Here is a 25,514-nt window from a genome sequence, read left to right as displayed (position 1 = left end):
ACCTCTCACACGAGTAGGAAGGTGGGGCCGAGAGATGGGCCACAACGAGCAGAAACAGAGCACGGATGCGTTGCAGGCGGTGGTGTACGTCAGAATCAGCGACGACCCAGAGGGCAGCGAACGGGGCGTAGATCGGCAGGAAGCCGACTGTCGTGCCTATGCAGAAGCCCACGGGTGGGAAGTCGCAGCGGTGTTTCGTGAGAATGACACGTCGGCGTTCAAGCAGCGCACGATCACGCTCCCGTCGGGTGAGCGGGTGCGGCGGGTGATCCGCCCGCAGTTTCGCACCATGTTGAAACACCTCACCGACGGGCACGCGCAGGTGATGGTCGCCTACGACTTGGATCGCGCGGTGCGCGACCCGCGCGATTTGGAAGACCTCATTGATGCGAAGGTGCTGGGCGGGTTCACCGTGCGTTCCGTGACAGGCTCGCTCCGGCTGGACACGGACTCTGATGTGGCGATGGCCAGGGTGCTGGTGGCGATGGCGAACAAGTCGTCCGCTGACACCGCCCGACGTGTGGCGAGGGCGGCGAAGCAGCAGGCCATCGAAGGAGCCTGGCACGGCGGCAGGGTGCCATTCGGATACCGGGCAGAGGCAGGCGCGCTCGTGATCGATCCCGTGACCGGGCCGCTGGTGGTCGAGGCGTACCAGCGGGTGCTGGCCGGTGAATCCCTGTATCGCATTCGCAAGGACTGGAACGCACAAGGCATCCTCACCACTCACGGGTGTGCGTGGTCGGATCGGACACTCAAGATGGTGCTCTACAACCCCTCCAACAAGGGAGTGCGCGAGTACCGGCCTGTGATGCCGGACGGAAGTCGCGCGAAGACGTCGAAGATGCAAGTGCAGGCGGCGTGGCCCGCGATTGTGGATGAGGACACCTGGCAGCAAGTCTCCGATGTCCTTGACGCACGCATGAAAGCCAGGAACTTTCACCAACCCGGTACGGGTGCGGCGGTGCGGATGTACCCGTTCTCGGGGCTAATTCGCTGCTCACTGTGCGGAACGTCGATGATTCACCGGGGCGGCGTGTACCAGTGCTTACAGCCGACCCCGGGCGGGTGCACCCGTTCGATTCGCTCTGCTGAAATCGCCAAGCTCGTCGAGGAAGCGGTGCTGGCGACGTTCGAGCAGATCACCCTCCACCCCAAGGTGCGCCGAACCTCTGGCAGTGACCTTGCGGCACGGGTTGGGCTCGCGGCGACGCTCGACCAAGATCGGGAGCGTCTGGCGCGGCTCGATGATGACTATTATGACGGGCTGATTGACAAAGCCATGTGGGTGCGGCAACGCGCACGGATCGCGGAACGGATCGAAGCCACCCGCCGCGAGTACACCGCGACCGCACCCGAGCACTCCGGGTTGAATATTGATGTCAGCACGGTCGCTGCTGAGTGGGAAGGGCGTACCCCAATGTGGCAGTACCAGGCGGCGAGTCTGATCTTGCAAGCGGTATTGGTGCACGCTCACCCCGCTGACATGATGACAGCTGTGCCTAAGCGCCGCAACGAGAGCACCGAGGCGTTCCATGTGCGCCGCGATGCGCACCGGGCGGCAGTGCTCGCGCGCCGGGTCGAATTCGTCTGGCGCGCGTAACCCCGGCGATTCGTGACCGGCCCCGCAGCTCTGAGCCGTTCAGGGTGCGGGGCCTTCGCGTTTCTCGGCGACGGGCGCGCGCATGGGGCGAGGTGTGGCGCAGAGCCCGCGCAGTTCGGCCAACACAACAGGATCGTCCACCATGGTGGCGAGACCCTGCGCGCAGCGGGAGGCAGCAGCGAGCCGTGCGCCAAGCGTGGTGTCAGATGACGAAGAAGAAGCGGTGGAGGTAGCAGCGGGGGTAACAGTACGAGTGCTCATACCGTTAGGTGCGGAAGCCCCACCCCCAAGTTAAGGCACGGTGCCTTTGTCGGGGTTGGCGGCGCGGATCATCTTCATCAGTGCCTCGTCGTCGCGCAGAGCGTCCAGTGTTTCGCCGTTCAGTAATCGCAGCAGCACCCCATCACCTATCGGAGTACCCATGTGCTTTGGGTCGGGGTGCCCGAGCACGATCCGCAACAGCGCAGACCACGACCGGGGCGGTATCTCGAGCAGCGTCGGGATCCCGCGGTCACGGCGCAGCACCTCGACCCCGCGCTGCCGGGAGGAGAGGTCGGCAAGCCGGTAAGCCACATGCTCGACGCACTCGGCGACCAGTGCAGCATCCCAGCCCGCCGACTCGAATAGTGCGACCGTGGCAGACAGCAGAGCGGCCACTCGCGCCTCATGCTCGCTCTCGTCCGGGTCGCCGTCGTAGTGTGTGAACGCGGGGTGATAGTCGGCCAGGCGCTCCCGCTCGGCGAACCGCACTGCATCGTGGAACCCGATGATCCTGGCGGTGTGGCGCACTTTGCTGGCTGATGTCAGCATCCCAGAGGCGCGAGTCTCCGCGTGACAGGTGATCTGCACAGCACGGGTCACCACAGCCCACGGGTGGCCCGCGTTGCGCGTCGAAGGCGCGAGCATCACCTCGAACGCAGCGGACGCCACCTCCCAGGCATCTAGCCCGTGCTTACGTGCGAGCGGCTGGTACTTGGTCGCTGTGTAGCGCATGAGTTCAGCTGCTTCACGGTCACCCCGCCACGCGCCCGGCCCGGCGCCGTGTAGCCGGGTGAGTAGGGAGCGTAGACCTTCTGGGCTCTCGAAACTGCTGCTGGCCGAGCCAGTCGTTCCCGCAGCATCGCTGGCAGCGGGTGAGGTGTGTTCGTCCACGGTGACGCCTCCCAAAAGGGAGGTGCGCCACTGGCACCCAGATCAGGGCGCGCATCGGTTTGCCCCGCACCTGCTGTTCGTCGGCAGGCGTACTGTTTTACCACCTCTCAGGGCGGGCACGCGACCCGTGACCGGGCGGAACCGTCTGCGGGCGAGGTGCCCACGTTGGTTTCGCCCGATCATCGGGGAACGTGACTATTCGGTTTGTCGGGCTGCTCGTGGGAGGCGCGCGAGCGAAGCTCCGCCGATCACTGCGAGCACAGCGGCGGTCACAAGCATCGCTGTGGTGAATCCCCATTGCCCGGTACTAATGCCGGTCAAAAGGGGCCCGCCTGCGAGCCCTGCGGCGTAGGCGAGGTTGTAGAGCGCGAACGAGCCGCCGAGTGTGGGCGGGTTCGACTTGTACCCCTGTTCGCTGATGAGTGTCGTGGCCGGTGCCAGCAGCAGCGCCGAGGAGACCCCAAGGAGGGCCATGCCGATGCAGGTCTGCCACAGTTCGGTCGCGAACCCGGTCACCAAGAGTGCCGCGGCGACCGCGGCGATCCCGGCACCGACGAGCATCCGCGGTGATGTGGTCGCGACGAGTCGGCCGACGATGGGGTTGGCGATGATCGAGGCGAGAGCGGCGAGTCCGAAGAGCAACCCGACCGTCAGCGCGCTCGCGCCGAGATGCACGGGCAGAACGGGCTCGATGCCGGAGAGCACAGCCGCGCCGACCACGACGGCGAGAACGATGGAGAGTGACCCCGGCACTTTGAGTACCGCGAGTGGTCCCGCGGTGTCGTCGGTGACCCGGGGTGAGTCCTTGACGAACACGATCCGCAGTACCCCGTCCGCGAGGGCGACGGCGGCGGCGAACAGGAACGGGGAAGCGGTGCCCAAGTGCTCGACCAGGAACCCCGCCAACGGCGGGCCGATGAGCACACCAAGGGTGATGGTCGACAGTGCGATACCCATCGACTGCCCGCGTTTCTCCATCGGTGTGGTTGCCGCGATCAGCGAGAGCGCGGCGACCCAGGACATGCCGCCCGCGATCCCCTGAGCGAGGCGAGCGACGAGCAGCAGCCAGTATGGGCCTCCCGTGGCGAACAACAGCGTCGCCGCGGCGAGCCCGACCAGGCCGATCAGCAGGGGTGTGCGTGGCCCGTACCGGTCAACGATGCGACCGGCGAACAGTGTCGCAACGATCATTGCCGCCGCGTACGAGGAGAAGAGGATGCCGGTTGCTTCTGGCCCTGCAGCGACGACGGAGGGCAACAGCGGCAGCACGGGGACGGCGAGGCCGTGCACGAGCATGTCCGTGAATAACGCAGCGGACGATACGACCAGTGCGCGCGTGGGAGTCGTGCCCCCGGTGGGGGCAGTGTGTGGAGTTGTCATGGGGAACGAATGGTCTTTCTAGGAGAGCAACCCCCGAACCAGCGCGGTAACCGCGGCTTCACGGTGTGGGGGTTGTGGAAGGTCTTGTGGTCGGGTCACCGCGGTCACGGTGAGCCCTTGAAGCAGGACGAGCACGAGGCCCGCGGTCTGCGCGGGTGGCAGCGTGCTCGACGCTGAGATGTCGGTGGCGATGAGCTCGGTCAGGCGGGTGTGCCAGTCATCCAGACCCGCCCCCTTCTCGGAGGTGTCGTCGAAGGCCTGGGGTGCGACCAGCACCGTCGAGAACGCCAACGCGCGGAACAGCGGATCAACGCTCAACAAGCGCATGTACTCCGCGAGCAGACTCGACAGTCCAGCGGACACGTCCTGGGCAGGGTCTGCGGGGAATACGCGATCTGCGTACTCGCCCCATCCCCACGCGAGCGCATCGCGCAGCAGCGTGGCCTTGTCGCGGAAGTGATGGTGCAGCGCGCCACGGGTCACACCCGCCCGTTCCGAGATCGCCTCGAACGTTGCCCCCCTCCACCCCTTCTCTTCGAAGGCCATCAACGCCGCCTCACACAGCGACAGACGCGTTCTCTCCGCGTCCTCAACCGAACGTCTCATACATACAGGATAGCCCGTATGTAACTGATTCTCGCAATCCCTTCTCCACCGACGAGAAGTTATGCACGTATGCCACCGTGGGTGGGGCGTGCGCACCTCCCTCATGAGACGACTCATGTGGGAGGCCCAGATGAAGGGCGGCGTGATCCTGTTCCGCGGCACCGGTGCCGCCGCGCGCCGCTATGCCGAGGCCGACCGATCCCGCGCGGACGAGTACTACCTCGGCGCTGACAACGCCGTCGCCGAGTACGCGACGCTCGACAGAGCGGGTGAGGTCACCGCCATTCGATCCCTGACGGCCGACGAGTACGAGAGATGGGTGGACTGGACAGAGCCGATCACAGGCGAGTCGATGGGCACGCCGCGCGCGGCGGCTGAGGGCACGAAGGGGTCGCCGCTGTTCGCGGAGATGACGATCAATGCACCCAAGTCCCTATCGGTCGCCGCCGCGCTCCACCCCGAGGTCTCCGACGCGCTCGACGCCGCCCAGCAGGACGCCCTTGCGGAGATACGGCGGTGGCTCGGCCAACACTCCGTCACTCGCGTCGGGCCGCGTCACGCGCGGGAGGTCGTGCCCATCGAGCAGATGCAGGTCGTCGGCATCGGTCACAAGACCAGCCGGGCCGGTGACCCGCACCGGCATATCCACATGCAGATCGGCACAAGGGTCTTCGCCGCTGGGAAGTGGCGGGCACTGGACACTGCGGCGTTGTTCAAGCAGCAGGGCGCGATCCGCGCCCTCGGCACAGCGGTCATCGCCGCCCACCCGCAGCTCGCACGCACGCTCGCAGAGCACGGCCTGACCCTCGATTCGGCCAGCGGCGAAGTCAGGGAGTTGGAGGCGTTCAACGGGGTGATGTCGAAGCGGTCGGCACAGATCAGGCGCAACCTTGACCGTCTCGAAGCCGAGTGGGAAGCGCAGCATCCTGGCGAGGAGCTTGGCCCGGTGATGACGGCAAGGTTGCAGGGCATCGCCTGGACACACCAGCGACCCGGGAAGAAGCCCGCCGACCTCAAAGACGAGCAATGGTGGGTGCAGGAACTCCGCGAAGCCGGATACGACCCCGCCCTACAGCAGCGACGACCCGTGCAACGGGAGGTGTCGGTGGATGGCCTCGCCGTGCAGCAGGTTGCCTCGCGGGCACTCGACCGCAACGCCGCCGCATCCTCGACGTGGACACGGCACGCTGTCCAGGAGCACGTCACCCGCATCACCACCGAGCACGGCGTGCAGGCAACGCCCGCCGAGCTGCGGGAGTTCATCGCCGTGGCGACCGAGCTTGCCGTCTCGGATTGCTTGTCCGTCCTCCCGCCAGGCGCGGCTCACCCGGAGCATGTTGCGCACTTGACCAGCCTGAGCGTGGTTGCTGCCGAGACCGCGCTGCGCGACCAACTCACCGCCGCAACGCCGGACCGGGAGCCGGAGCATCCCGACGTGACCCGAGCCGGACGAGCCGCCGAACTGGATGAGGGGCAGACCGTCGCTGCGGCGGCGGTTGCCTCGACCGACCCGCTGGTGATCGTGGAGGGAGCTGCGGGCAGCGGGAAGACGACCATGCTGCGCACCGCGATCACCGTCGCTGCCGATCAGGGTCGAGCGTCGCGCGTGGTCGCGCCAACGTTGCGGGCAGCGCAAGTCGCTGAGGAAGAACTCGGGGTGCCCGCAACGAGCGTCGCGGCGCTCGTGCACTCGCACGGGTGGCGGTGGAACAGCGACGACGTATGGACACGCCTCACCCCCGGCGATACCGACCCCGAGAACGGGCGCACCTACACCGGCCCATCCGAGGACGCACGGCTCGCGCGGGGCATGCGCGTGATCGTGGAGGAGGCGGGGATGCTCGACCAAGACACCGCTCGTGCCCTCCTCACAGTGACCGCCGAGGCTGGGGCGACGGTCGCGCTCGTCGGCGACCGCGCTCAACTCCCCGCTGTCGGACGGGGCGGGGTGCTCGACATGGCCGCGCAGATTCGCGGGCGCACCTACGACATGACCGAACTGCACCGCTTCCGTGACGCTGAGTACGCGGCTCTGACGCTTCGGGTGCGCGACCGTGAGAGCCCCGGTGAGGTGTTTGACCGGCTCGCCGCGCTGGGGCTCGTCACCCTGCACGCCGACGACGAGCTGGCCCGCGAGAACATCACCACCCACGTTCGCGGCGGGGAGGCGATCATGGTCGCCACGAACGACGAGGCGGCGGCGTTGAACGAGCGCATCCGCACCGGCCGGATCGAGCGAGGCGAGGTCGGTGACGCGGTGACAGCGACAGGTAGCGAGGGTCTCCCCATCGGGGCCGGTGACCTGATCCAGACCCGGAAGAACGACACCACTTTGGGTGTGGCGAACCGGCAGCAGTGGGTCGTCCAGCACGTCACCGACGAGGGCACCGTCTACGTCCGCGAGGTCGGCAGCGGCCGCAAGAACCCTCGCACGGTCGCCCTGCCCGCTGAGTATGTGGGCGAGCATGCGCACCTGTCCTACGCGGCGACCGCGTACGGCGTCCAAGGCGCAACCGTCGACGCTTCGCACATGGTGCTGACCGAGGCGACGAGTGCGGCAGGGGTCTATGTCGGGATGACCCGAGGTCGCGAGATGAACCGGCTGCATATGGTCGCGGCGGACTTGGCAGACGCGCGGGCGCAGTTCATCGAGGCGATGGAACGTGACCTCGCAGACCGGGGCCTCGACCACGCCACCGCCCAAGCCATCGAAGCCGTGCAGGGCCTCATCAGCGATGGCCCGGCGAGGCTGGTCACCGATGAACTCGCTCGTCTCGACCAGGAGGCCGAGCGCGCCCAGCGGCAGGCGGAGCGGTGGGAGCGGATCGCCGCACGCCTCGACGCGCAGCGTGCCGCGCACCGGGCCGAGGGCGACGAGAGCGCCGCTGTGCTCCGCAAGGCCGAAGAAGCCGCCCAGCAAGCGCGCTCCGAAGTCGCCGGGCCGTTGACGATGCAGGCCCAACATGATGGTGCCGCATACCTGACCGCCGTCGAGGACGAAGCCGCAGCCCGCGTCCGGCTCGCCACCTTGGCGCGGTTCGGCAGGCGCAAAGCCCGCACCGAGCACCGCACCGCGGCCGGACACACTCAGGCGCTGCGCGGACAGGTCAGCACCGAATGGGGCACCACCCCGACCAGCACTGACCGTCTCCCCGAGTGGGCAAGCAGGGTCGCCAAGAGCCGTGCCGAGGCCGACCCTCGCGTGACCGACGCCGCGCAGACCGTCGAAGCCGCCACCGCCGACCGTGTAGCGATGCGGGAACGTCACGAGCAGGAGCGCATGGCGTTGCTGGTCAGCGAGTACGGGGCCGAGCGAGTCCGCCGCGACCAGCTCGGTATGCGCATCACCAACCCGCACCGCAATGCACACGACGCCCGCACCCAGGCCGCCGTCGCCCGTGCTGAGGCCGACGATCTGCGCAGTCTCCCGATCACCGAAGTCGCCGCACGCGTCGAGGCCAAGCGCGTCGAGCAGGAGCGCGCCCGGCGACGAGCAGCGGAGCGGGCGCGGCAGCTCCGTGACCCGTTCGAGCACGACCCCCACCGCAGCGGGCCGCGCCGCGAGGGGCCAGCACGAGGGCTGTAGGTCCGAGACTTCCGAGTGCGGGTCTGAGAGAATAGAGAACAAGAAGGAGGCGATGGTCGTGGTGTTCCAAGGCGAAGTGCTATCGGTCGGCGCGCTGCTCGATGCTGCCCGCACGACACCGGCGACCGCGCCGAACCCGAGCGTGGGGGTGCGGCACACCGCCGCGCAGAACGCTGCCGCCTGCCGCACGATGCTTGCCGCCGGTGAGCCCCTGGATGCGTGCTGGCGGTTCGGCATCCTCCAAACGCTGGACGACTACACCTCCGTTCTGCGTCGCGGTGGCCCCGACCTCGCCGCCGGGGTGTTCGCCGACGAGCCGCCCCGTACTGGCTCGGTCGAAGTCGATGCCGCGTTCGCCGCGCTTGCCGACTACCTTGCCGAGCGTGACGGGTGGCTTACGCCCACTTGGGCATCCGATCCCTCGCGTCACACGAGCGGCTGGTACCCGGCAGTTCCGGTGATCTTCCATGCCGAGGCCGACCGGGAAAGCCCGGAGGCGTTTCGGCGGCGTGGGATTCTCATCACCTCCCGTTCGCTGGCGAGGGCATGACCCAGGCCGGGCAGCTCGACGCGGACGGGGTACGCGCCCTGTTCGGTGAGTTGTCCGACCGACTCGCAGCAGCGGGAGCATCTGCGCAGTTGTTCGTGGTCGGCGGGGCGGCGATGGCCCTCGCCTACGACCAGGATCGGCTCACCCGCGACGTTGACGCCCTGTTCGTTCCCGTACCCGAGGTCAGGCGGGTCGCGGAGGAGATGAGCGGCCCGCACGGGCTCGAACCGGACTGGCTGAACGACGCCGCTAAAGGGTTCCTGCCCGGTGCGGACGAGCACCCCCGTACCGTGTTCGAGTCCGAGTCGCTGCTGGTGCAGGTGCCCTCACCAGGGTACCTGCTGGCGATGAAACTGCACGCCTCCCGCGACGAGCGCGACCTGGACGACGCGGCGCTGCTGTTCAACCGGCTCGGCTACACCACCGCCCAAGAGTGCATCGACCTGCTCACCGCCACCTACCCGACCGGGCAACTCCTGCCGCGCCACCGCTACATCGCCGAGGAAGTCGCCACCCGCGCGCATGCCCGCCGTGATGCCCCGGCGACCGACCCCGCGAAGCGTCGCCGGGAACCGAGCGTCGATGATGGCTTCCACCCGTTCCAAGACCCCTGGCAGCACCGCCCAGGGTCAGACACCCACGGGACAGGACGCAGCCTGTAACAAGAACACTCCCCGCCCAAAGCGGTAGAGTGGAACCGCGCGCACGCGCACGAACATAGGTGAGTGCGTTTGGGGCACCGCGCCTACGCCAAAACCACCACCCTAGCCTTTACAGCAGCAGGCAATAATTTCGAGCTAGCCATCGCAGTAGCTATTGGCACCTTTGGTGTAACCAGCGGACAGGCACTTGCCGGTGTGGTTGGCCCCCTGATTGAGGTGCCCGTGCTCGTAGCGCTAGTCTATGTGGCCCTGTGGGCACGCCAAAGGTACTTCCTAGATTAATCACTATTTATACCTTTCCACTTAAGGAGAATCCCATGAAAACAGTGCTATTTGTATGCGTAAAGAACGGCGGAAAATCGCAGATGGCTGCATCAGTGATGCGTAAGGTTGCAGGAGACCGCATAAAAGTCCTTTCCGGCGGCACCGAACCAGGCAGAGCCCTCAACACCGAATCTGTTCAGGCCTTAGAAGCAAGGGGCTACTCAACCCACGGCGAGTTCCCCAAAGCAATTGACCCGCAAAGTTTAGAAAACTGTACAGCGATTGTTGTTGTGGGTAAAGAAGCTCAGCTTGACGCTCCCGCCGGCGTACGTATCGAGCGGTGGGACACAGTAGAGCCATCCCATCAAGGCATTGAAGGAGTTGAGCGCATGAACCTCATCTTGGATGATATTGAGAGCCGGGTCAATCAGCTTGCTGAATCGCTCGTATAGGTTCTATCTTCACGCTACTTAGTTGCCCACCTTCTTCCCAGAAGGCATGGTGCTGGTCTGCAAGAACACATTTTTCTTTTAAATTTTCTATTACGACGGCCTCGCCCCGCCCCGTAGAATAAGGGAGTTTTGCAGGCACGAAAGGGCATCATGGAATCTTCACACACCTCCCACCAAGCACCACCCGGTCTTTCTAAAATCGCTGTTTTTACACTAGCGTCCCTGACCGCCGTTGGGCCGCTAGCCATCGATATGTATCTAGCGGCACTCCCGTCGATTTCCGCAGACCTCAACACCACTGCTTCCATGGCTCAGCTGACGCTAACTGCCTTCATGCTGGGTATGGGTGCAGGTCAGTTTGTGGTCGGCCCGCTATCAGACAAAACAGGACGCCGGCGACCTCTTCTGGTTGGCATCGTTCTCTGCGCACTTGCAACCCTTGCCTGCGTCTTTGCGCCCACCGTTGAGTTCTTTATTGTTGCCCGTTTTATTATGGGCTTCACCGGCGCTATTGGGCTGGTACTGGCGCGCGCAGTGGTGGCTGACTCCACCAGCGGTCTGCAAACTGCCCGCCTCATGGGCATCATGATGATGATTAACGGTATCGCCCCTGTTGCCGCACCCCTGATTGGCGGCATTGTGCTGGCACACGGTGATTGGCGCGATGTCTTTAAGGTCATTACCGTTATGATCGCGCTGTCCATGGTGCTGGTGACCATCTTCATCAAGGAATCTCTACCGGTAGAGCGGCGCCGCACCGGTAGTCTCTTGTCGGCCTACGCCGGCATCGCTGAAGTAGTGAAAATTCGCCGCTACATGGGTTTCATGCTGACCATGGCGCTGGCCTTTGGCGCCCTCTTTGGCTATGTTTCAGGTTCCCCCTACCTGCTACAAAACGTACTGGGACTCAGCGAAACTCAGTTCACCTACGTCTTTGGGGTGAACTCGGTAGGTATCGTGCTGGCTTCTTCAGTCATGACGGCGCTGGTCGGCAGGGTGGCGCTGCGCAAGCTATTGACTATCGGTGTCAGCTCACTAGTCACGGTGAGCCTGCTGATTTTGATTCACTTCATCATGGGACCCCAATTAGTGCCCACCCTGGTTCTGCTCTTCGCGTTGACCTGCTCGGTAGGCATGATTTTTGGTAACGCTTCTTCCCTTGCCCTGGGCGAAGCCCGCCATATTGCAGGGTCAGCTTCGGCCATGCTGGGCCTGACCCAGTCGGTGATGGGCGGTCTCGCCTCCCCGCTGGTTTCCCTCGGCGGAGGCGGCGCCTACATGCCCTTAGCACTAACCATCAGCAGCTTTGCCCTGCTGGCAGCCCTCGCTCTCCTGACCACGCCCAAGGCGGAAAGCGACTACGCCACCTCGGCACGCTAGCTGCGCGCTAGGTAGCCCAAGAACTTTTCAGTCAGCTGCGAATCGGTAGCCAAAGGTGTGCCGTTGAGATGGGTGACCGGGGCCAGCAGACGCACAGACGAGGCCAGCCACACGGCGTCCGCCTCAAGCAGGTCATGGGGGTAGAGCGGACCGTAGCCCAGCTCCCACCCGGCGGTGCGGGCACCTTCAAAGATGACGCCCTGGGTGGTGCCGGGCAGAATGCCATGGGAGGGTTCAGGGGTGTAGAGAACCTTCTTCTCCCCCTCTGTTTTAGCCACGATGACGGACGAGGTCGCACCCTCGAGAATTCGGCGGTCTTCGGTCACCCAAATGGCGTCATCGGCCCCGTGCTGTTTCACGTAGCGCAGCACCGACATATTGACGGCGTAAGAGAGAGTCTTAGCACCGGCTAGTAGCCATGGGTAAGCGGAATCCTCCGCCGGATCATGGCCGCGGGGTAGCAGCATGGCGCGCACCCCCTGTTCACGTTGTGCGAGGATTCCGGCGGGGCTGGGGGTAACAGTAACCCATGAGTGGGGGCCACCCGCTACGGTGCCGCGGGAGATAATGATTTTCACGGTATGCTCTTCACCCAGCACAGTCTGCGGGCCAGCTTCAGCTGCGCCCAAGGCTAGATCGATGGCGGTGCGCAGATTCTCTTCCCTAGGCATGGGTAAGTCAAGGAGCCTAGCTGAACCAGTGAGCCGCGCTAGGTGGGCACCAAGTTTTCGTACGCTACGGTTGGCGGACAGCATTGTTTCGAAGACACCATCGCCACGAGTTAAGCCCTGGTCTTCAATGTGAATGAGAGGGGCGGTGGCGTCTACGAGGGCACCGGCAGGGTGCTCGGTGCTGAGCATTACTACGGTTGTTTGAGTCATACCCCAAGGTTACCTGCGGGCACCTGAAGATCCACTGATGCCCCACCGCTGCGTCTGGGAATACACAGTGACGGGGCATCGTCTGTTGTGCGAGTACCACTGAGGGGCGCGAGAGCTCTCTCAATCCGTAGACTCAAGGCAAGCTATGGATTGATGTGAGCCTATACTCCTAAACTACCTATTTTTTACAGTCAGGAATTACTTAAATTCACCCCCACAAGTAGGGACAAGAGACTACTGCCACAGCAGTTGCAGGGATCCGGCGGAGAAGGATGCCGCGTAGGCAACCAGGGGGATAGCTAAGGCGCAGACAGTGAAAACGAGGTCGCCTGGGGTAAACCGATCCGGTCGTGCCCAGGTACGCTGCCGGTTCCCAAAACCGCGCGCCTCCATAGTGATAGCAAGGCGACTGCCCCGGCGAAGGGCCTGAACCAGCAGGGCAAAGGTCTGCCCTCCACTGGCTCTGATACTCTGCACTAGACCGGCTGCACTGGAACTACCGGTGACTCCCCTGGCTCGGCGGGTCATGGAAAGGGTGTTCCATTCGGCGAGCATAAGGCCCACCAGTCGCAGAGCAGCTAGGGCAGCCAGCACAAAACGTGCAGGTAGACGCCAGGTTTGCGCGAGAGAGTCCCCCCAGTCCGTAGGGTCCACCGTGGTGAAAAACATCAGTGACGGCAGGGCAAGCGCCAGGGAGCGCAGTACCATAGCCACACCGACCTCTACCGAGTGGGTGGTGAGGTAATTGAAGCCTAAATCAAGAACCACTTCCCCATTTTTCTCGGCCAAGAGGGCGGTAGCCCAGCCGCCGACCAGCGAAGCTACCAGGATGGGCCAGAACCGGATGAGCAGGGTGAAGGCATTGAAGCGAGCGACCAGCAGGCCAAGAATCTCTAGGCCCAAAATGAGGAAAACAGTGAGCGGGTCAATCACCAGAATGATGAGCACGCTGCACACTAAAGCCGCCCCAAATTTGATGCCGGCGTTGCGTCGACCCAACCAGGAATCCTGCAGAGCCGAGCGTTCAAAAGGATTAGTGCTCATCTGTCTGTCCTCCTGGCCCCAGACGCAGGGTTCTGCCGCCCAGTGCAGCAATGAAGTCCCGGTCATGGGTGACGGAAATAATGGCGGTACCGGAGCTTAACTGTTCATTCATGAGAACAACCAGCTCAGCCCAGGTGCCGGCGTCCTGACCAAAGGTGGGTTCATCAAGAATAAGCAAGCGAGGGGCTGTGGCAAGAGCCGTTGCCACGGACAGCCTGCGTTTTTCTCCCCCCGAGAGAGTAAAGGGGTTAGCGTCAGCTACATCTTCTAAACGCAGGCGGGTCAGCAAATCGCTCACCAGGGCGTCCAGCTCGGTCTCAGCGAGAGGCAATCGGTTCAGTTTTGCGACCTGTCGAGGGCCGTATTCCAGTTCAGCACGCACACTGGCAGTGAGGAACTGGTGCTCTGGTTCTTGGAAAACATAACCTATGCGGGTAATAAGTTGCTGGGGTTCCCAGCGAGCAGGGTCCCAACCAGGTTCCTGTTTCTCCTGCAAGGTGCTAGCCCTCAGCGCACCGGCGGCTGCCACCACCCCGTCTGCAGGGCAGAGGAGGCCAGCGAGGGTCAGCGCCAGGGTCGATTTTCCGCTGCCGTTGGCACCTGTGATTGCCAGGTGTTCACCGGCAAGAACACTCACAAAGGGCACATGCCCTACCGCAGGCAGGTCCAGAGGGTAGGGCACCGGGGTGCTATCTTTAAGCGCTCGTGCGCGGCGGCGAATATCTCGCTTCCGAGGCAAAAGGCGGGTGGTGACCAGGTCTTTGCTCGTCAGCAACTGCTTACCGGGTTTGGACGCCGGCTGCGGTAGTTGGGGGGTGAAGCCTGGCACCCATACCCCGGCGTCAATAAGTTCCTCTTTCGCCTCGCGAAAGACCTGATCGGGTGTGCCATCATGGGTAATCCCTTGAGCGCCCAAGATAATGACCCGGTCCATGTATTCGGCCCAGATACCCACCCGGTGCTCAATAACCACCAGGGTGGAACCAGTAGTAGCCTGTGCCGCGATGACGGCGTCCCTCACTTCAAGCACCCCGGCAGGGTCGAGATTGGCGGTGGGTTCATCCAGCAAGAGGGCTCCGGGTTGCATGGCAAGAATACCCGCTAACCCCAGACGCTGTTTCTGGCCACCCGAAAGCTGGTCTGTAGGGTGATCCAGCGGCAGGTGGTCAAGACCCACTGCCGCTAGAGCGGCGTCTACCCGCTGCCAAATTTCTTCCCGCACAACGCCCAGGTTTTCCGGCCCGAAAGCAACGTCATCACCCACCCGGGCTAACACAATGGAGCTTTCCGGGTCCTGCTGCATGAGCCCAGCCGGCACCTGCTCAGTTAGGGCATGTGCGCCACCCACCGTCAGCGAACCACTGGCAGATTGCCCGTCAGCGTCCTGAGCTACCCCGCCCATAGCGTGCAAGAGGGTTGTTTTACCGGCACCGGAATGCCCGAGCAGCAGGACTTTCTGCCCCGCCGGGATCTCAAAAGTCAGATTATTGAAAGCAGGCTGGTCCCGGCCCGCGTAGTGCCAGCCGAAGTTCTCTGCCACGATGGCAGCACTCGGCCGGGACCTTGTTCGGAGACTAGACATTATCGGGCAGAAGAACCTCGGCGCGACCGGCCTGAAGCCAGGGAGTCCAACACCCCGGTAGCCTCCAACGCCCTCCCCAAAAGCCACATCAATAGACCCGCAATTACCAGACCAGATAGGGCGCCGCTAGCTACATAGATCACCTGGTTAACCGCGCTGAACTGGCCCGCATAGTAAATAATGACCTCGTTCACCCCCATGGCAAAGCCGGACGCGGCGCCGGCCAACAGCATGACCGGCAGGTTCCAGGCACGGTAAAGAAAGATAGCAAAGACCAGCTCAGCAGCCGCGCCCTGAATCAAACCAGAAATGAGAATAGGTAGACCAAAAGAGCCCGGCCCAATAAAAACAGAAATCAGGGCAGCCAGCAGCTCACAGTACAGTGCCGCACCGGGCTTACGAATCAGGTAAGCCCCCAAAGTGCCCGCAATCAGCCAGCCACCACCAATCAGCGGTAGTAACTGCGGCGCAGTTGCCGCTAACAGCGTCTGGGTCACGGGGTAAACCCCCAGGTTCCAGAGAGCAAAAACTAACGAGCAAGCCACAGCAATCACCGAAGCAATCACAATCTCATTAACCCGCCACGCGGTAGAACGCTTTTCAGCCATAAAAATAACCTTCCTATACATGTAGGAAGGGGGGACCCAGGCACCGGGTGGCACCTGTTTCCGAGAACTCGACTCCCTATCGCAGGTACTAACCGGATCAGGTTCGAGGGTCTGCGCCTAGCGCACTCTCAGCGCCGATGGTGGCGCTCCCCTGTCGATACCCGCAACTACGCGGGCAGTTCAAGTGTAGAACTCCACCAGTATAACCACTAGGGCGAGCCAACGAAAGCTCCCCTGCATCGGTGCCTCGCTCTGGGTTACTTATTGTCAAGCGCAGCCGGGGGCTTTCGTCCCGCCAGCTGACCCTCTGATAATTCGCGCTGAGCGCTCGCGGCAACTCATGCCAACTCCGAACCCCCTGAAGGGAGGCGAACCCATCATCACGCTTCTACTGATTCTCGCCCAATAGTCGGCAAAGAGCACAGGCTACTGATAGTGTTGGTTCGGAACGGCGTTTCGCCCCCTATTTCACTGACTGAAAGGTCTGAACTATGAATCCTCTCATCAAGATTGCTGGCACTGCTGCTTCACTCGGTGGCGTTGCCCTGGCAAACAAGGTGCTCAGCGCAACCTGGACCAAAATCACCGGCAACCAGCCTCCCGAAAATAACCCCGATGAGGACGAGCGCTGGCGCGACATCATCCTCTGGTCGCTAATTACCGGTCTGGTAGGCACCATTATTAAGGTTGCGGTGACCCGCGCCCAGTACCAGCTTGAAGCTAAGTCCGGTGACAAGACCACCGATCAGGCTGAGATCTAAAAAATAGCTACCAGGAACGGCAGGCTTTAGGGCCTGCCGTTTTTTGTATCTGTTTTCCATTTTTTCACGAAAGGGTAGCGCTAATATATCCATCGTCTGCGCCCAAACCAACTAGCATGTGTCTATGACCTCACCTGTTTCAGCCGCTGATAACCACTCCACCCCAGCGCCGGCATCCAAAAAAACAATTGCCGCTTGGACGCTCTGGGACGTTGGAAACGCTAGCTTTAACGCCATCATGACGACCTTCGTGTTCGCGGTCTATCTAACCAGCTCTAGCTTTGGAGAAGAAGGGCACCCCGCCGCGGTTCTCTCGGTAGGTCTCACCATTGCCGGTGTACTCATCGCCCTGCTTGCCCCCATCTCGGGCCAGCGGGCGGATGCCTCGGGAAAACGAGGTCTGTGGCTGGGAGTCAATAGCGTGCTACTGGCGGTCATTATGGCCTTCTGCTTCTTCGTAGCGCCCTCCCCTGACTATCTCATCTTGGGTGTTGTTCTGCTGTCCCTAGGCAACTTGGTCAATGAATTTGCGGTGGTCAACTACAACGCGCTGCTACCCGCTATTTCAACCCAGCAGACCATCGGCAAGGTTAGCGGCACAGGCTGGGCAGCAGGCTACTTTGGCGGCATTCTTGCCCTAGCAATCGTCCTGGTCGGTTTCGTTTCCCCGGGTATTCTGGGCATTCCCGAGGACGGTGCCTACAATCTGCGCGCCGTCGCGGTTTTCTCGGCTATCTGGGCTATTGCCTTCTCTTTGCCTCTCATGCTGGCAGTACGCAAAATCTCTCCCGCCCCCCGCAGTGTAGAGCCTCAGAAGAGCATCCTTGACTCCTATCGGGACCTCTTCGCCACCATCCGTCGTCTCTACCGCGAAGCCCCTACCACCCTCTACTTCCTGCTTTCCTCAGCGGTCTTCCGTGACGGTCTTAACGGCATCTTTACTTTTGGTGGTATCCTGGCCGCGAACTCCTTTGGTTTCAGCACCAATCAGGTTATTGTCTTCGCCATCTTTGGCAATATCGTTGCCGGTGTGGGTGCACTGCTCGGCGGGCGTATGGACGACCGCTTTGGCCCCAAACGAGTCATCGTTTTCTCCCTGGTTGCCCTCATCGCGGCCGCTCTGTCTCTGCTCTTCTTCCCCAGTAGCACCATGTTCTGGATCTGCGGGCTTACCCTCTGTGCCTTCGTTGGTCCGGCACAATCCGCCGCACGTTCCTACCTGGGCAGGCTGGTTAATGAGGGCAACGAGGGCGAGCTCTACGGCCTTTACTCCACAACCGGAAGGGCCGCCAGCTTCCTCTCACCCGCTCTCTTCGGCCTCTTTGTCACTTGGTTCGGCGCTGAGCTTTGGGGCATTTTGGGTATCGTTATCGTGCTTTTTGTAGGTTTGCTTCTCTTGCTGCCCATCAAGGATCCGCAGCGAGTAGATGCCCGGGAGTCAATGCTCTAGAGCTGGGAGGCCATTACGGGTAGCAGAAGCCCTGCCCGTTCTAGTTGCAGCAAAGATTCCTCAAAGCCGCGCTCGGGAATTGGCCCGTAGAGCTCCTGTAGACGCGCGTGGATTTCTGTTTTAGGCAGTGGCTGAGCCAACATCTCCCAGCAATCCCAGGCATAGATGGATACCTCTGATAGAGAGTTGCCCTGAGCCACTAGATAGCGGTCTTGGCAGACCAGGCCGGTTGAACCCTCCGAGCGCTGGTAAAGATCCGGGGTATCGCTGTTGACCAGGAAGTTAGCTGCTGGCAGGTAGGTGAAAGTAGCTTCTGATTCTGGCAGTTGGTCTTGATCCTGGTGCAAAAGACTCAGGATGAGCGGCAGTGCGTCGGTGATTTCTGAGTAGGTCAGTTTGACTGCCCCACCGGTCTCTACCAGCAGACCGGCCAACTCCTCTAGTCCTCGCTCGGTTATCATGAGGCCCGATGACTGCTCTGAGATGGTTAACAAGGCCTCCGCTAAGGGTAGAGGTTCAATTGAGGGAACAATCTTCTTGTCCTTCACCCGGTTCAACACCACTATACGGTGGAGGTGAAAAGAATAATCATTCGCTGCTACCACCCGTAACCCAAGGTCAGCGGGGTTGTACTGCACCTTGGGCTGCTGAGCGTCCTCAATAATAGAGAGGGGTTTGGGGTAGGGGCGGATTGACCTATCGGGCATCACCACAGCAGTTTCGTCGGTCAGATAGGTGACGTGCTCACCCAAAAAACGGGCAGCGGTGGTTTTCCCCGTACCGGACGGCGCCACCAGAGCTAGTGCGCGGTGGCTGGACGCATCCCCCAACACCGCAGCGTGCAGTAGATGAGCGGTACCGGCATATTCGCGCAGGAGGTGAAGGGTGACGTCAACGGTAAGACGCTCAGCCGCAACGGCCGGATCAGATGAGTTGACCACGGTTAAGTCTGCGATATCCCCCCACTGCTGAGTTATCTCATCAGCAGAGCGGCTGCTGAGCACGGTGACCCGCTCACCGTCAGCAATCCGGGCTCCGGCATCCTCAATGACCTCGGGGGCTAGTGCAGCCCATGCTCGCTGAGTATCAACCCAGAGCTGAGGATTGTCATCTTCAAAAGCTAGAAGGATGGTTACCCCGGCAGGACTAACCAGTAGACCACGCATCAGTTCTCGGTGTTGCCGGCAGGAATGGTGGTGCGATGAAAGTTAAGGTAGCTGCGGGAGGCTGTGGGGCCGCGCTGGCCCTGGTAGCGGTTGCCGTAAGCCCCCGAACCGTAGGGGTGTTCAGTCTCGCTGGTCAGTTTGAAGAAGCAGAGCTGGCCCACCTTCGAGCCGGGCCACAACATAATGGGCAGGGTTGCCATATTGGACAGCTCAAGGGTTACGTGACCTGAAAAACCGGGGTCAATAAACCCGGCGGTTGAGTGGGTGAGAAGCCCCAGACGTCCGAGGGAAGACTTACCTTCGAGGCGGGCCGCCACATCAGCTGGCAGGGTTACCTTCTCATAGGTGGCACCCAAAACGAACTCACCGGGGTGCAGAATAAAGGGTTCATCAGAGGCGACCTCCACCAGCCGGGTCAGGTCTTCCTGTGGCTGAGAGGGGTCAATGAAGGGGTACTTGTGATTATCGAACAGACGGAAGAAGCGGTCAATGCGCACGTCCACACTGGCAGGCTGAACCATTGAATCGTCAAACGGCTCTAGAGCGATACGCCCGGTTTCGATTTCTTTGCGGATGTCCTGATCAGAAAATAACACCCTCCCAAAATATCGCATTTTGTCGTCACATTTTGACGCACACCCCGAGCATGGCTAGAGTATTCCTGTAGCTCCGCTTTATGCGGACGCCACGCGCGGCTGTAGCTCAATGGTAGAGCGCACGCTTCCCAAGCCTGATACGCGGGTTCGATTCCCGTCAGCCGCTCCAATTTCAAACCTGCCGGGTACCCACCTGGCAGGTTTTCTTTTTCTGCCCCTAACAGGGTGGGTCAGAGCGGCGGCAGTAAACTAAAGAGGTAGTTGCTCCCCACGCAGAAAGCACCCTCGCAAACGCTATGACTCCCCTTGTCTTATGCACACTCATCATTATCGTGACACTGGCCGTTAGTGGCGTGGCAAAAATCAAAGAACCCACCAGCACCGTCACCGCCATAGTTAATCTCAAGTTGGACCAGTGGCTACCGGTAAAACCCATTGCAAAAATCTTGCCGTGGGCTGAGCTTGCCCTTGCCGCTGGCCTACTCATCTTGCCCGGTATCTGGCAGGTTCTGGCAGCGATCGCCGCTGTAGTGCTCTTTATCGGCTACTGGGCTGCTATTGCCCGCGCAGTAGTGCAGGGCAACACGGCTACATGTAACTGCTTTGGTAGCGCCTCAACCGCGCCGGTTTCAATGTTTACCCTCATTCGCAATACCGCCCTGCTGATGGCGTCCTTTGGGGCTCTCATTGGGGCCATCGTTACCCGCGGGTCAGCACTCACCATGCTGCTGGCGACCGACGCGGACGGATGGCTCTGGCTAATTGGTGCGGGGCTAGCGGCCCTGGTGCTGTGGTCCATCTACCGTTCTGAGCAGACGGTTCAGGCGGTTGAACAACCGGTCACTGACCAACCGGCAGAATCTCAGCCGCTACCCGGGAACGAGGCAGAAGATTACCTGCGCAGCCCGATACCCTTCGCGTCCCTCCGCTACCCCGCGAAAAAAGGTGAAAAATCTAACGAGGGTGCTGAAGTCAATCTGCGGTACCTCTCAGCCACTCAGGCACGCCTGCTCATTTTTGTGTCTCCCACCTGCGGCAGTTGCCAGCCCGTTATTGAACAACTGGCAGATTGGCACCAACGTCTGCCCATGCTAGGTGTGCACCCGGTGGTCAGCAGCGAAAGTTACCTACAACAGATGGATTTACCTGCTGATATGCAACCATTTGTTGACCCCGAGTCGAAAACAGGCATGCTCTTTGGCGGTGCTACCCCCTCAGCGGTCGCTCTGGGCACCGACGAACTTTTGGCTGGCGGCCCTGTCTACGGCAGTGACGATGTCACGCGTTTTGTGGAAGACATCATCGGCGAGATGGAGCATGCGAGCGCTGAGACAGCAAAAGCTACACTAGTACAAGAAGAAGCTATCAAAGAAACGGATGGTGAGGCATGAGCCGCGAGAAATCAGCCTGGCAGATTACCAAGGAGCAGAACCCAGCTCACGCGCAGTGGTATATCCAGCGTTTTAGGGCGATGGAAGAGCAGGGCAAAGATATTTGGGGGGAAGCCCGAACAATTGACGCGATGGCACCTCGTAATGCCAAGATTTTAGATGCTGGGTGCGGCATGGGCCGCTTGGGTGCGCATCTGCACGAAAAAGGTCACCGGGTGACCGGTGTGGACCTTGACCCGGAACTCATTGAAGAGGCGCAGCGGGTCTGCCCCTCGGCGCACTGGGTAGTCTCAGATTTGGCGGATCTACGCGAGTCCTTAGGGTATAGCAAGGACAGCCAGCTCGGTGAAGAAGGCTTTGATATGGTCTTCTCAGCCGGCAATGTGATGACCTTCTTGGCGCCCTCTACTCGCCGCGAGGTATTGGAGGAATTATCGGCTGTACTGGCCCCAACGGGCCGGGCGGTCATTGGTTTTGGTGCGGGGCGCGGCTACGAGTTCGCTCATTTCTTTGAGGACGCCGCGGCGTCCGGTCTCAAGCTAGATAGCACTTTCTCCACTTGGGAACTTCACACTTTCACCGAAACCTCGACCTTCTTGGTGGCAGTGCTGAGCAGGGTTTAGAGAATATGCAGTTGCTGTAGTGTTTCGTCCGGTAGGAGGGCAGCTACAGCCAGCGCTAGCAGGAAGATACCTGCAACCGCGCCGACGGTGGCGGATTTCCAGCCGGGGTGCAGTTCGTTAAAGGTGATGAGCCCCGGCCACTGTTTGTTCATTTGGGTGACGTTGATGCTGGGGTAGACGGTGGTCTGCGGGGCGAGGGTGGAGGCGATGGTGCGCAGAGTTTTGGCATCCCAGATGCGGCCATCGAGGCGGAAAACTGGCTTCTTTTTAGTGTTGACTGCCCAGAGAGCCGGTACGCCCTTATAGCGCACGGCTGCTACTCCGGTGAGTTCTTTACCGGCAGCCTGTTTGGGGGTGAGGCGTTCTGCGATAACGGTGTGGTCGATGTCTGCAAGGGGGACAGCGTGCCAGCCGAAGAGGCGCCCACGCAGGATATGAGTTGGGGTTTGTACCACAATGTGGGGTTTGAGCATGGAGTAGAGCGTAATAACTGCCCCAACCGCTATGAGTGCCAGGAGCACCATAACCAGTGGTGTGGGACGTTTTGCCAGCATGAACCAGAGGCAGGCCAGCGCTAGCACTGCGCTGGGGAGGCCAGCGATGATGCGGCGATGGTAGGAACCGATCCGGGGGTGGTAGATGTTGGTAACCTGCCCATATTTGGCGGGGACTTCGTGTGCGTTTTCTGCCATGGCTCTACTCTAGCGGCTTGTCATGGCGTGGAGGTCGCGATAGCGGGTGAGCTACATTTAAGGGGTGCGTTTTACTTCTACTGTTGACCGAGTTCTGGCTATGTGGCTGGCAGGTGTGCTCACCGCTGTCATTATTGCCTTAGCGTCCCTAGCTCTTATTAATAGGCTGGTTTATGGCCCCGAGGGCCAGGTGCGCGCCTATTTTGCTGCGGTGCGCGAGGGCGATGGCTCTAAGGCGCTGGGTATCTTGGGGGCGCAGGTGCCCGAGGCTGATGCCTCGATGCTGGACGGTCATGCTTTGCGTGCCTCGCTGGAGGGAGTTCACCAGCTACAGACCACCGATACGGTCGTTAGAGATGGTGGCGAGAGGGCCACGGTTACGGTCTCTTATCAGGTGAATGATCAGCGGCACAGCAGCGAGTTCAACTTGCATAAGGTCGGTTCTCACTGGGGTGTTTTTGACCAGTGGGCTATTGATCAGGGCACACTCCCCACAGTCCATGTGGACGCTAAGGCACTGTCAGCTGCCACGCTCAACGGCCAGAAGGTGGCGGTTAAGGGTGGTTCGCAGGACTTTGCGGTGACCTTTCCAGGGGTCTATCAGGTGACCTATGAGTCTGCTCTGTATTCCTCGGTATCAGATAGCACTCTCATCACGGCACCCGGCGAGGCCCCCGCCCTCACCTTGGATTTGGAGCCCTCCCCTACCGCTGTGGCTTCGGTGCGCCAGCAAGTGAAGACTTACCTTGATACGTGTGCAGCCCAAAATTCGCTCTACCCCACCGGCTGCCCATTTGAATATGCCTTCAACGGTCGCGTTGCCGGGGATTTAACCTGGCTGATCACTGAATACCCCGAGCCTGAGATTAATCTAGCCAACGGTGCCTGGTCGCTGAGCGAAAGCCAGGGTAAGGCAGAAATTTCTTTCACTGCCCTTGACCTCTACACCGGCAAGAAAGAGCAGGTCAACCAAGAGGTAATTTTTGAGGTAGCAGGGTCACTGGTTACCGCCGATGAGACGGTGACCTTTACCCCAGCGACCTAGTTCACCCCGCGCAGGTCAAGCACTAGCTCCTGTTCCCCACTTTCAGTGATGACAACGGGTAGCCCCCAGTCCTGCTGGTAGAGGTGGCAGGCCGCGTGGTCGGGGATTTCCCCGCCGGGTTCACCGTCACAGGCAGCAGCGCGAGCAGTAATGTGGAGTACCGCGCTGGTGATTTCTGGGTTGAGTTCCAGCTGGCGGGTGAGCCCCTGGGCGGTTCCGGCGCCCGAGAGGATGAAGTTCTCGGGGGTGGATGAGATTTTCAGCTGGGTTGGGTCGCCCCAGCGGGTGTCCAGTTTCTGCCCCTTGGGGGCCGCGAAGCGGGCGGTAAAGGTCAGACTGCCGCCGGCTAGTTCGGTGGCCTTTCGTGTTACCTGGCTAGCGCCCTCGTCCACATGCTGCATGGCATCGGGAATGGAGACGCGCACCAGTTGGTGGGCATTGGCTTCAACCACAATCAGGCGGGCACCCCCGTCCTCTGTCGTTTCAACCAGCACATCACTGGGTTCGGCCAGTCCGCGTGCAAGGGTGCCCAGTGCCCCGGTGGCAGGGTCGAGACGGCGGATAGCACCGTTGTAGGTATCGGCAATAGCAATAGAACCATCGGGCAGTTCAGTTAGCCCCAGGCAGTGTTGCAAACGGGCTTCTTGGCGGTTGCCGTCCACAAAGCCGAAGTCAAAAAGGCCGATGCCAACGGCGGTTTCTACACGGGCTTCCTCGGCCTCAAAGACGATGCGGCGCAGGGCGCTGGTCTCTGAGTCGGCGACCCAGATGGAACCGTCCTTTGCTTCGATGAGCCCGGAGGACTGAGCGAACCAGGAGTCTGCCACCGCGCCGTCTTTCAGGCCCTCAGCACCGGTACCGGCGAAAACAGCCAGCTGCCCGGTCATCGGGTCAAAGCTAAAGATTTGATGGGTGCCTGCCATAGCAACCAAAAAGGCGGCTGCCTCGCGGGAGTAGACCAGGTCCCAGGGGGACGAGAGGGCCACGGTGAGTGGGTCAGCGCCGGGTTCAATGTGGTTGGGGTCGGTGCGGGCGGTCTCACCGTCAATCAAGCGCTGCACTCCGCTACCTGCCAGAGTGGTGACCTGGCCGGTTCTCAGGTTTAGCCCGCGCAGACGGTGATTAACGGAGTCAGCGACGAGAACATCGACCCCCAGCGTCTCGCGTAGATCTGTGGGCACCAGAGCAATGCCCTGGGGCTCGTTGAAGCGGGCCTGCTCAGCAGAGCCATCAAGGTAGCCCTTTTCGGGGCCACCAAAGGTCGCTACGACGGTCTCAAAGTCGGCTTCAACCTGCACCAGTCGGTGACGGGCGGTATCGGTCACCAGGTAAGTGGTCCTGCCATCGGCAAAGTCAGTGGGTAGTTCCAGCGCCTTGCCGGGGAAAGCGAAAGTACCCTGAGGTTTGGGGCGGGGCACATAGGGGCCATCCCCGCGGTGCAAGGTGCCTTTAGCCTCGTGTTCTTCTACCAGTTCACGAACCAGTGAGGTCAGCCCCTGAACATGGCCTTCACCGGAGAGGTGGGCAACAATGTAGCCTTCTGGGTCAAGGACGACCAGAGTGGGCCAGGCGCGGGCAGTGTAAGCGTTCCAGGTCTCGAGGTTGGGGTCATCGAGCACCGGGTGGGTGATGTCGTAGCGGTCTACAGCAGCTTCAAGGGCGACTGGGTCAGCTTCGTGTTCAAACTTCGGTGAGTGAACCCCCACGGTCACTAGAACATCTTCAAACTCTTCTTCCAGCGGGCGCAGCTCATCGAGCACGTGCAGGCAGTTCATGCAGCAGAAGGTCCAGAAATCCAGGATGACAATTTTTCCGCGCAGGGACTCCAGCGATAGCTCTTTACCTCCGGTGTTCAGCCAGCCCCTGCCCACCAGTTCGGACGCGCGCACTTTGGTCTGGCGTGCGGCTGAATGATCTGCCATGATTTTTACCTTTCGTGGGCGCACCGGTGGCACGCGGGTGTACTTTTCTTCTTAGCCTAACAAGCCTCCCCCGCCCGGTCATTTGTTGCAATTTTTGGCGCTTTTCGGTTCACAAACCTCA

23 protein-coding genes, 1 tRNA gene, 1 pseudogene and 1 riboswitch are annotated in these 25,514 nt (G+C 61.5%); of the genes and pseudogenes, 13 read left to right on the top strand and 12 right to left on the bottom strand.

The genetic code is table 11. The features are described 5' to 3' along the window. The first annotated feature begins 34 nt into the window (after positions 1 to 34). Complete coding sequence (locus VVR27_RS02415; RefSeq protein ID WP_368546921.1) at positions 35 to 1,600, top strand: recombinase family protein; 1,566 nt, start codon at positions 35 to 37, stop codon at positions 1,598 to 1,600. A gap of 39 nt (positions 1,601 to 1,639) precedes the next feature. On the opposite strand, the gene VVR27_RS02410 is transcribed toward VVR27_RS02415, so the two are convergent. From VVR27_RS02410 to VVR27_RS02395, 4 genes are all read right to left on the bottom strand, one after another. Beyond that, positions 1,640 to 1,861 (bottom strand): hypothetical protein, encoded by a 222-nt coding sequence (locus VVR27_RS02410; RefSeq protein WP_368546920.1) that lies wholly within the window; start codon positions 1,859 to 1,861, stop codon positions 1,640 to 1,642. A 30-nt stretch (positions 1,862 to 1,891) separates the two neighbouring features. Further along, complete coding sequence (locus VVR27_RS02405) at positions 1,892 to 2,752, bottom strand: exopolyphosphatase (protein WP_086991892.1); 861 nt, start codon at positions 2,750 to 2,752, stop codon at positions 1,892 to 1,894. Between the two features lie 195 nt (positions 2,753 to 2,947). Then, positions 2,948 to 4,048, bottom strand: a complete 1,101-nt coding sequence (locus VVR27_RS02400; RefSeq protein WP_396121566.1) for an MFS transporter — start codon at positions 4,046 to 4,048, stop codon at positions 2,948 to 2,950. A 102-nt stretch (positions 4,049 to 4,150) separates the two neighbouring features. Next, positions 4,151 to 4,738 carry a TetR/AcrR family transcriptional regulator gene (locus tag VVR27_RS02395; RefSeq protein WP_259877604.1) on the bottom strand — a complete coding sequence of 196 codons (588 nt, stop codon included), beginning with the start codon at positions 4,736 to 4,738 and terminating at the stop codon, positions 4,151 to 4,153. Positions 4,739 to 4,868: 130 nt separating this feature from the next. On the opposite strand from VVR27_RS02395, the gene mobF reads away from it, so the two are divergent. The 6 genes and pseudogenes from mobF to VVR27_RS02365 all read left to right on the top strand — a co-directional run bounded on the left by mobF (position 4,869) and on the right by VVR27_RS02365 (position 11,632). Then, positions 4,869 to 8,324: a MobF family relaxase gene (gene mobF, locus VVR27_RS02390; RefSeq protein WP_368546919.1), complete on the top strand. Its 3,456-nt coding sequence runs from the start codon at positions 4,869 to 4,871 to the stop codon at positions 8,322 to 8,324. Between the two features lie 52 nt (positions 8,325 to 8,376). Then, complete coding sequence (locus VVR27_RS02385; protein ID WP_368546918.1) at positions 8,377 to 8,874, top strand: hypothetical protein; 498 nt, start codon at positions 8,377 to 8,379, stop codon at positions 8,872 to 8,874. After that, a complete protein-coding gene (locus VVR27_RS02380; protein ID WP_368546917.1) occupies positions 8,871 to 9,536 on the top strand; it encodes a hypothetical protein in 666 nt (221 codons plus the stop codon). Before VVR27_RS02385 ends, VVR27_RS02380 begins: the two co-directional genes overlap by 4 nt. A gap of 78 nt (positions 9,537 to 9,614) precedes the next feature. Further along, positions 9,615 to 9,818, top strand: a pseudogene (locus VVR27_RS02375) (arsenic resistance protein); the annotation flags it as partial. A gap of 35 nt (positions 9,819 to 9,853) precedes the next feature. Further along, positions 9,854 to 10,252 (top strand): low molecular weight phosphatase family protein, encoded by a 399-nt coding sequence (locus VVR27_RS02370; RefSeq protein WP_368546916.1) that lies wholly within the window; start codon positions 9,854 to 9,856, stop codon positions 10,250 to 10,252. A gap of 150 nt (positions 10,253 to 10,402) precedes the next feature. Continuing rightward, the gene (locus tag VVR27_RS02365; protein WP_368546915.1) at positions 10,403 to 11,632 is read left to right on the top strand and encodes a multidrug effflux MFS transporter; all 1,230 of its coding nucleotides are present in this window, start codon (positions 10,403 to 10,405) and stop codon (positions 11,630 to 11,632) included. On the opposite strand, the gene VVR27_RS02360 is transcribed toward VVR27_RS02365, so the two are convergent. The 4 genes from VVR27_RS02360 to VVR27_RS02345 form a co-directional block, all read right to left on the bottom strand. Continuing rightward, positions 11,629 to 12,513, bottom strand: a complete 885-nt coding sequence (locus tag VVR27_RS02360) for an aminotransferase class IV (RefSeq protein ID WP_368546914.1) — start codon at positions 12,511 to 12,513, stop codon at positions 11,629 to 11,631. The two genes, VVR27_RS02365 and VVR27_RS02360, sit on opposite strands and share 4 nt — an antisense overlap. Positions 12,514 to 12,747: 234 nt before the next feature. Beyond that, the gene (locus VVR27_RS02355) at positions 12,748 to 13,557 is read right to left on the bottom strand and encodes an energy-coupling factor transporter transmembrane protein EcfT (protein WP_368546913.1); all 810 of its coding nucleotides are present in this window, start codon (positions 13,555 to 13,557) and stop codon (positions 12,748 to 12,750) included. Then, positions 13,547 to 15,139, bottom strand: a complete 1,593-nt coding sequence (locus tag VVR27_RS02350) for an ABC transporter ATP-binding protein (RefSeq protein ID WP_409349919.1) — start codon at positions 15,137 to 15,139, stop codon at positions 13,547 to 13,549. The genes VVR27_RS02355 and VVR27_RS02350 overlap by 11 nt, the downstream gene beginning before the upstream one ends. Next, complete coding sequence (locus VVR27_RS02345; protein ID WP_346873495.1) at positions 15,139 to 15,747, bottom strand: ECF transporter S component; 609 nt, start codon at positions 15,745 to 15,747, stop codon at positions 15,139 to 15,141. The genes VVR27_RS02350 and VVR27_RS02345 overlap by 1 nt, the downstream gene beginning before the upstream one ends. A gap of 56 nt (positions 15,748 to 15,803) precedes the next feature. Then, positions 15,804 to 15,910: riboswitch (TPP riboswitch) on the bottom strand. A gap of 328 nt (positions 15,911 to 16,238) precedes the next feature. Between VVR27_RS02345 and VVR27_RS02340 the strand changes: the two genes are divergently transcribed. Together VVR27_RS02340 and VVR27_RS02335 are read left to right on the top strand one after the other, a co-directional pair. Beyond that, a complete protein-coding gene (locus VVR27_RS02340) occupies positions 16,239 to 16,508 on the top strand; it encodes a DUF4235 domain-containing protein (protein ID WP_251380586.1) in 270 nt (89 codons plus the stop codon). Between the two features lie 124 nt (positions 16,509 to 16,632). Next, on the top strand, positions 16,633 to 17,958 hold the full coding sequence (locus tag VVR27_RS02335; protein ID WP_368546911.1) for an MFS transporter: 1,326 nt from the start codon (positions 16,633 to 16,635) through the stop codon (positions 17,956 to 17,958). On the opposite strand, the gene VVR27_RS02330 is transcribed toward VVR27_RS02335, so the two are convergent. Together VVR27_RS02330 and dcd are read right to left on the bottom strand one after the other, a co-directional pair. Next, positions 17,955 to 19,124, bottom strand: coding sequence for a hypothetical protein (locus VVR27_RS02330; protein WP_368546910.1), 1,170 nt, complete (start codon positions 19,122 to 19,124; stop codon positions 17,955 to 17,957). The genes VVR27_RS02335 and VVR27_RS02330 overlap by 4 nt on opposite strands. Continuing rightward, positions 19,124 to 19,720, bottom strand: coding sequence for a dCTP deaminase (gene dcd, locus VVR27_RS02325; protein ID WP_346873499.1), 597 nt, complete (start codon positions 19,718 to 19,720; stop codon positions 19,124 to 19,126). Before dcd ends, VVR27_RS02330 begins: the two co-directional genes overlap by 1 nt. A 95-nt stretch (positions 19,721 to 19,815) precedes the next feature. On the opposite strand from dcd, the gene VVR27_RS02320 reads away from it, so the two are divergent. From VVR27_RS02320 to VVR27_RS02310, 3 genes are all read left to right on the top strand, one after another. Next, positions 19,816 to 19,889: transfer RNA gene (locus VVR27_RS02320), tRNA-Gly, on the top strand. Between the two features lie 127 nt (positions 19,890 to 20,016). Then, positions 20,017 to 21,111, top strand: coding sequence for a MauE/DoxX family redox-associated membrane protein (locus tag VVR27_RS02315; RefSeq protein WP_368546909.1), 1,095 nt, complete (start codon positions 20,017 to 20,019; stop codon positions 21,109 to 21,111). Continuing rightward, entirely contained in the window at positions 21,108 to 21,734 is a 627-nt protein-coding gene (locus VVR27_RS02310; RefSeq protein ID WP_368546908.1) for a class I SAM-dependent methyltransferase, read from the top strand. The genes VVR27_RS02315 and VVR27_RS02310 overlap by 4 nt, the downstream gene beginning before the upstream one ends. On the opposite strand, the gene VVR27_RS02305 is transcribed toward VVR27_RS02310, so the two are convergent. After that, positions 21,731 to 22,426 carry a hypothetical protein gene (locus tag VVR27_RS02305; RefSeq protein WP_368546907.1) on the bottom strand — a complete coding sequence of 232 codons (696 nt, stop codon included), beginning with the start codon at positions 22,424 to 22,426 and terminating at the stop codon, positions 21,731 to 21,733. The two genes, VVR27_RS02310 and VVR27_RS02305, sit on opposite strands and share 4 nt — an antisense overlap. Before the next feature lie 64 nt (positions 22,427 to 22,490). Here VVR27_RS02305 and VVR27_RS02300 point away from each other — a divergent pair, with 64 nt between their 5' ends. Beyond that, entirely contained in the window at positions 22,491 to 23,471 is a 981-nt protein-coding gene (locus VVR27_RS02300; RefSeq protein ID WP_368546906.1) for a hypothetical protein, read from the top strand. Here VVR27_RS02300 and VVR27_RS02295 read toward each other — a convergent pair. Next, entirely contained in the window at positions 23,468 to 25,393 is a 1,926-nt protein-coding gene (locus tag VVR27_RS02295) for an NHL domain-containing thioredoxin family protein (protein ID WP_368546905.1), read from the bottom strand. The genes VVR27_RS02300 and VVR27_RS02295 overlap by 4 nt on opposite strands. Positions 25,394 to 25,514: the final 121 nt, after the last annotated feature.

The sequence above is a fragment of the Rothia sp. LK2492 genome, from assembly GCF_040946345.1.
Taxonomy (GTDB): domain Bacteria; phylum Actinomycetota; class Actinomycetes; order Actinomycetales; family Micrococcaceae; genus Rothia; species Rothia endophytica.
Note: the sequence above shows the minus strand (reverse complement) of the source record. Positions and strands in the feature narration are given on the sequence as shown.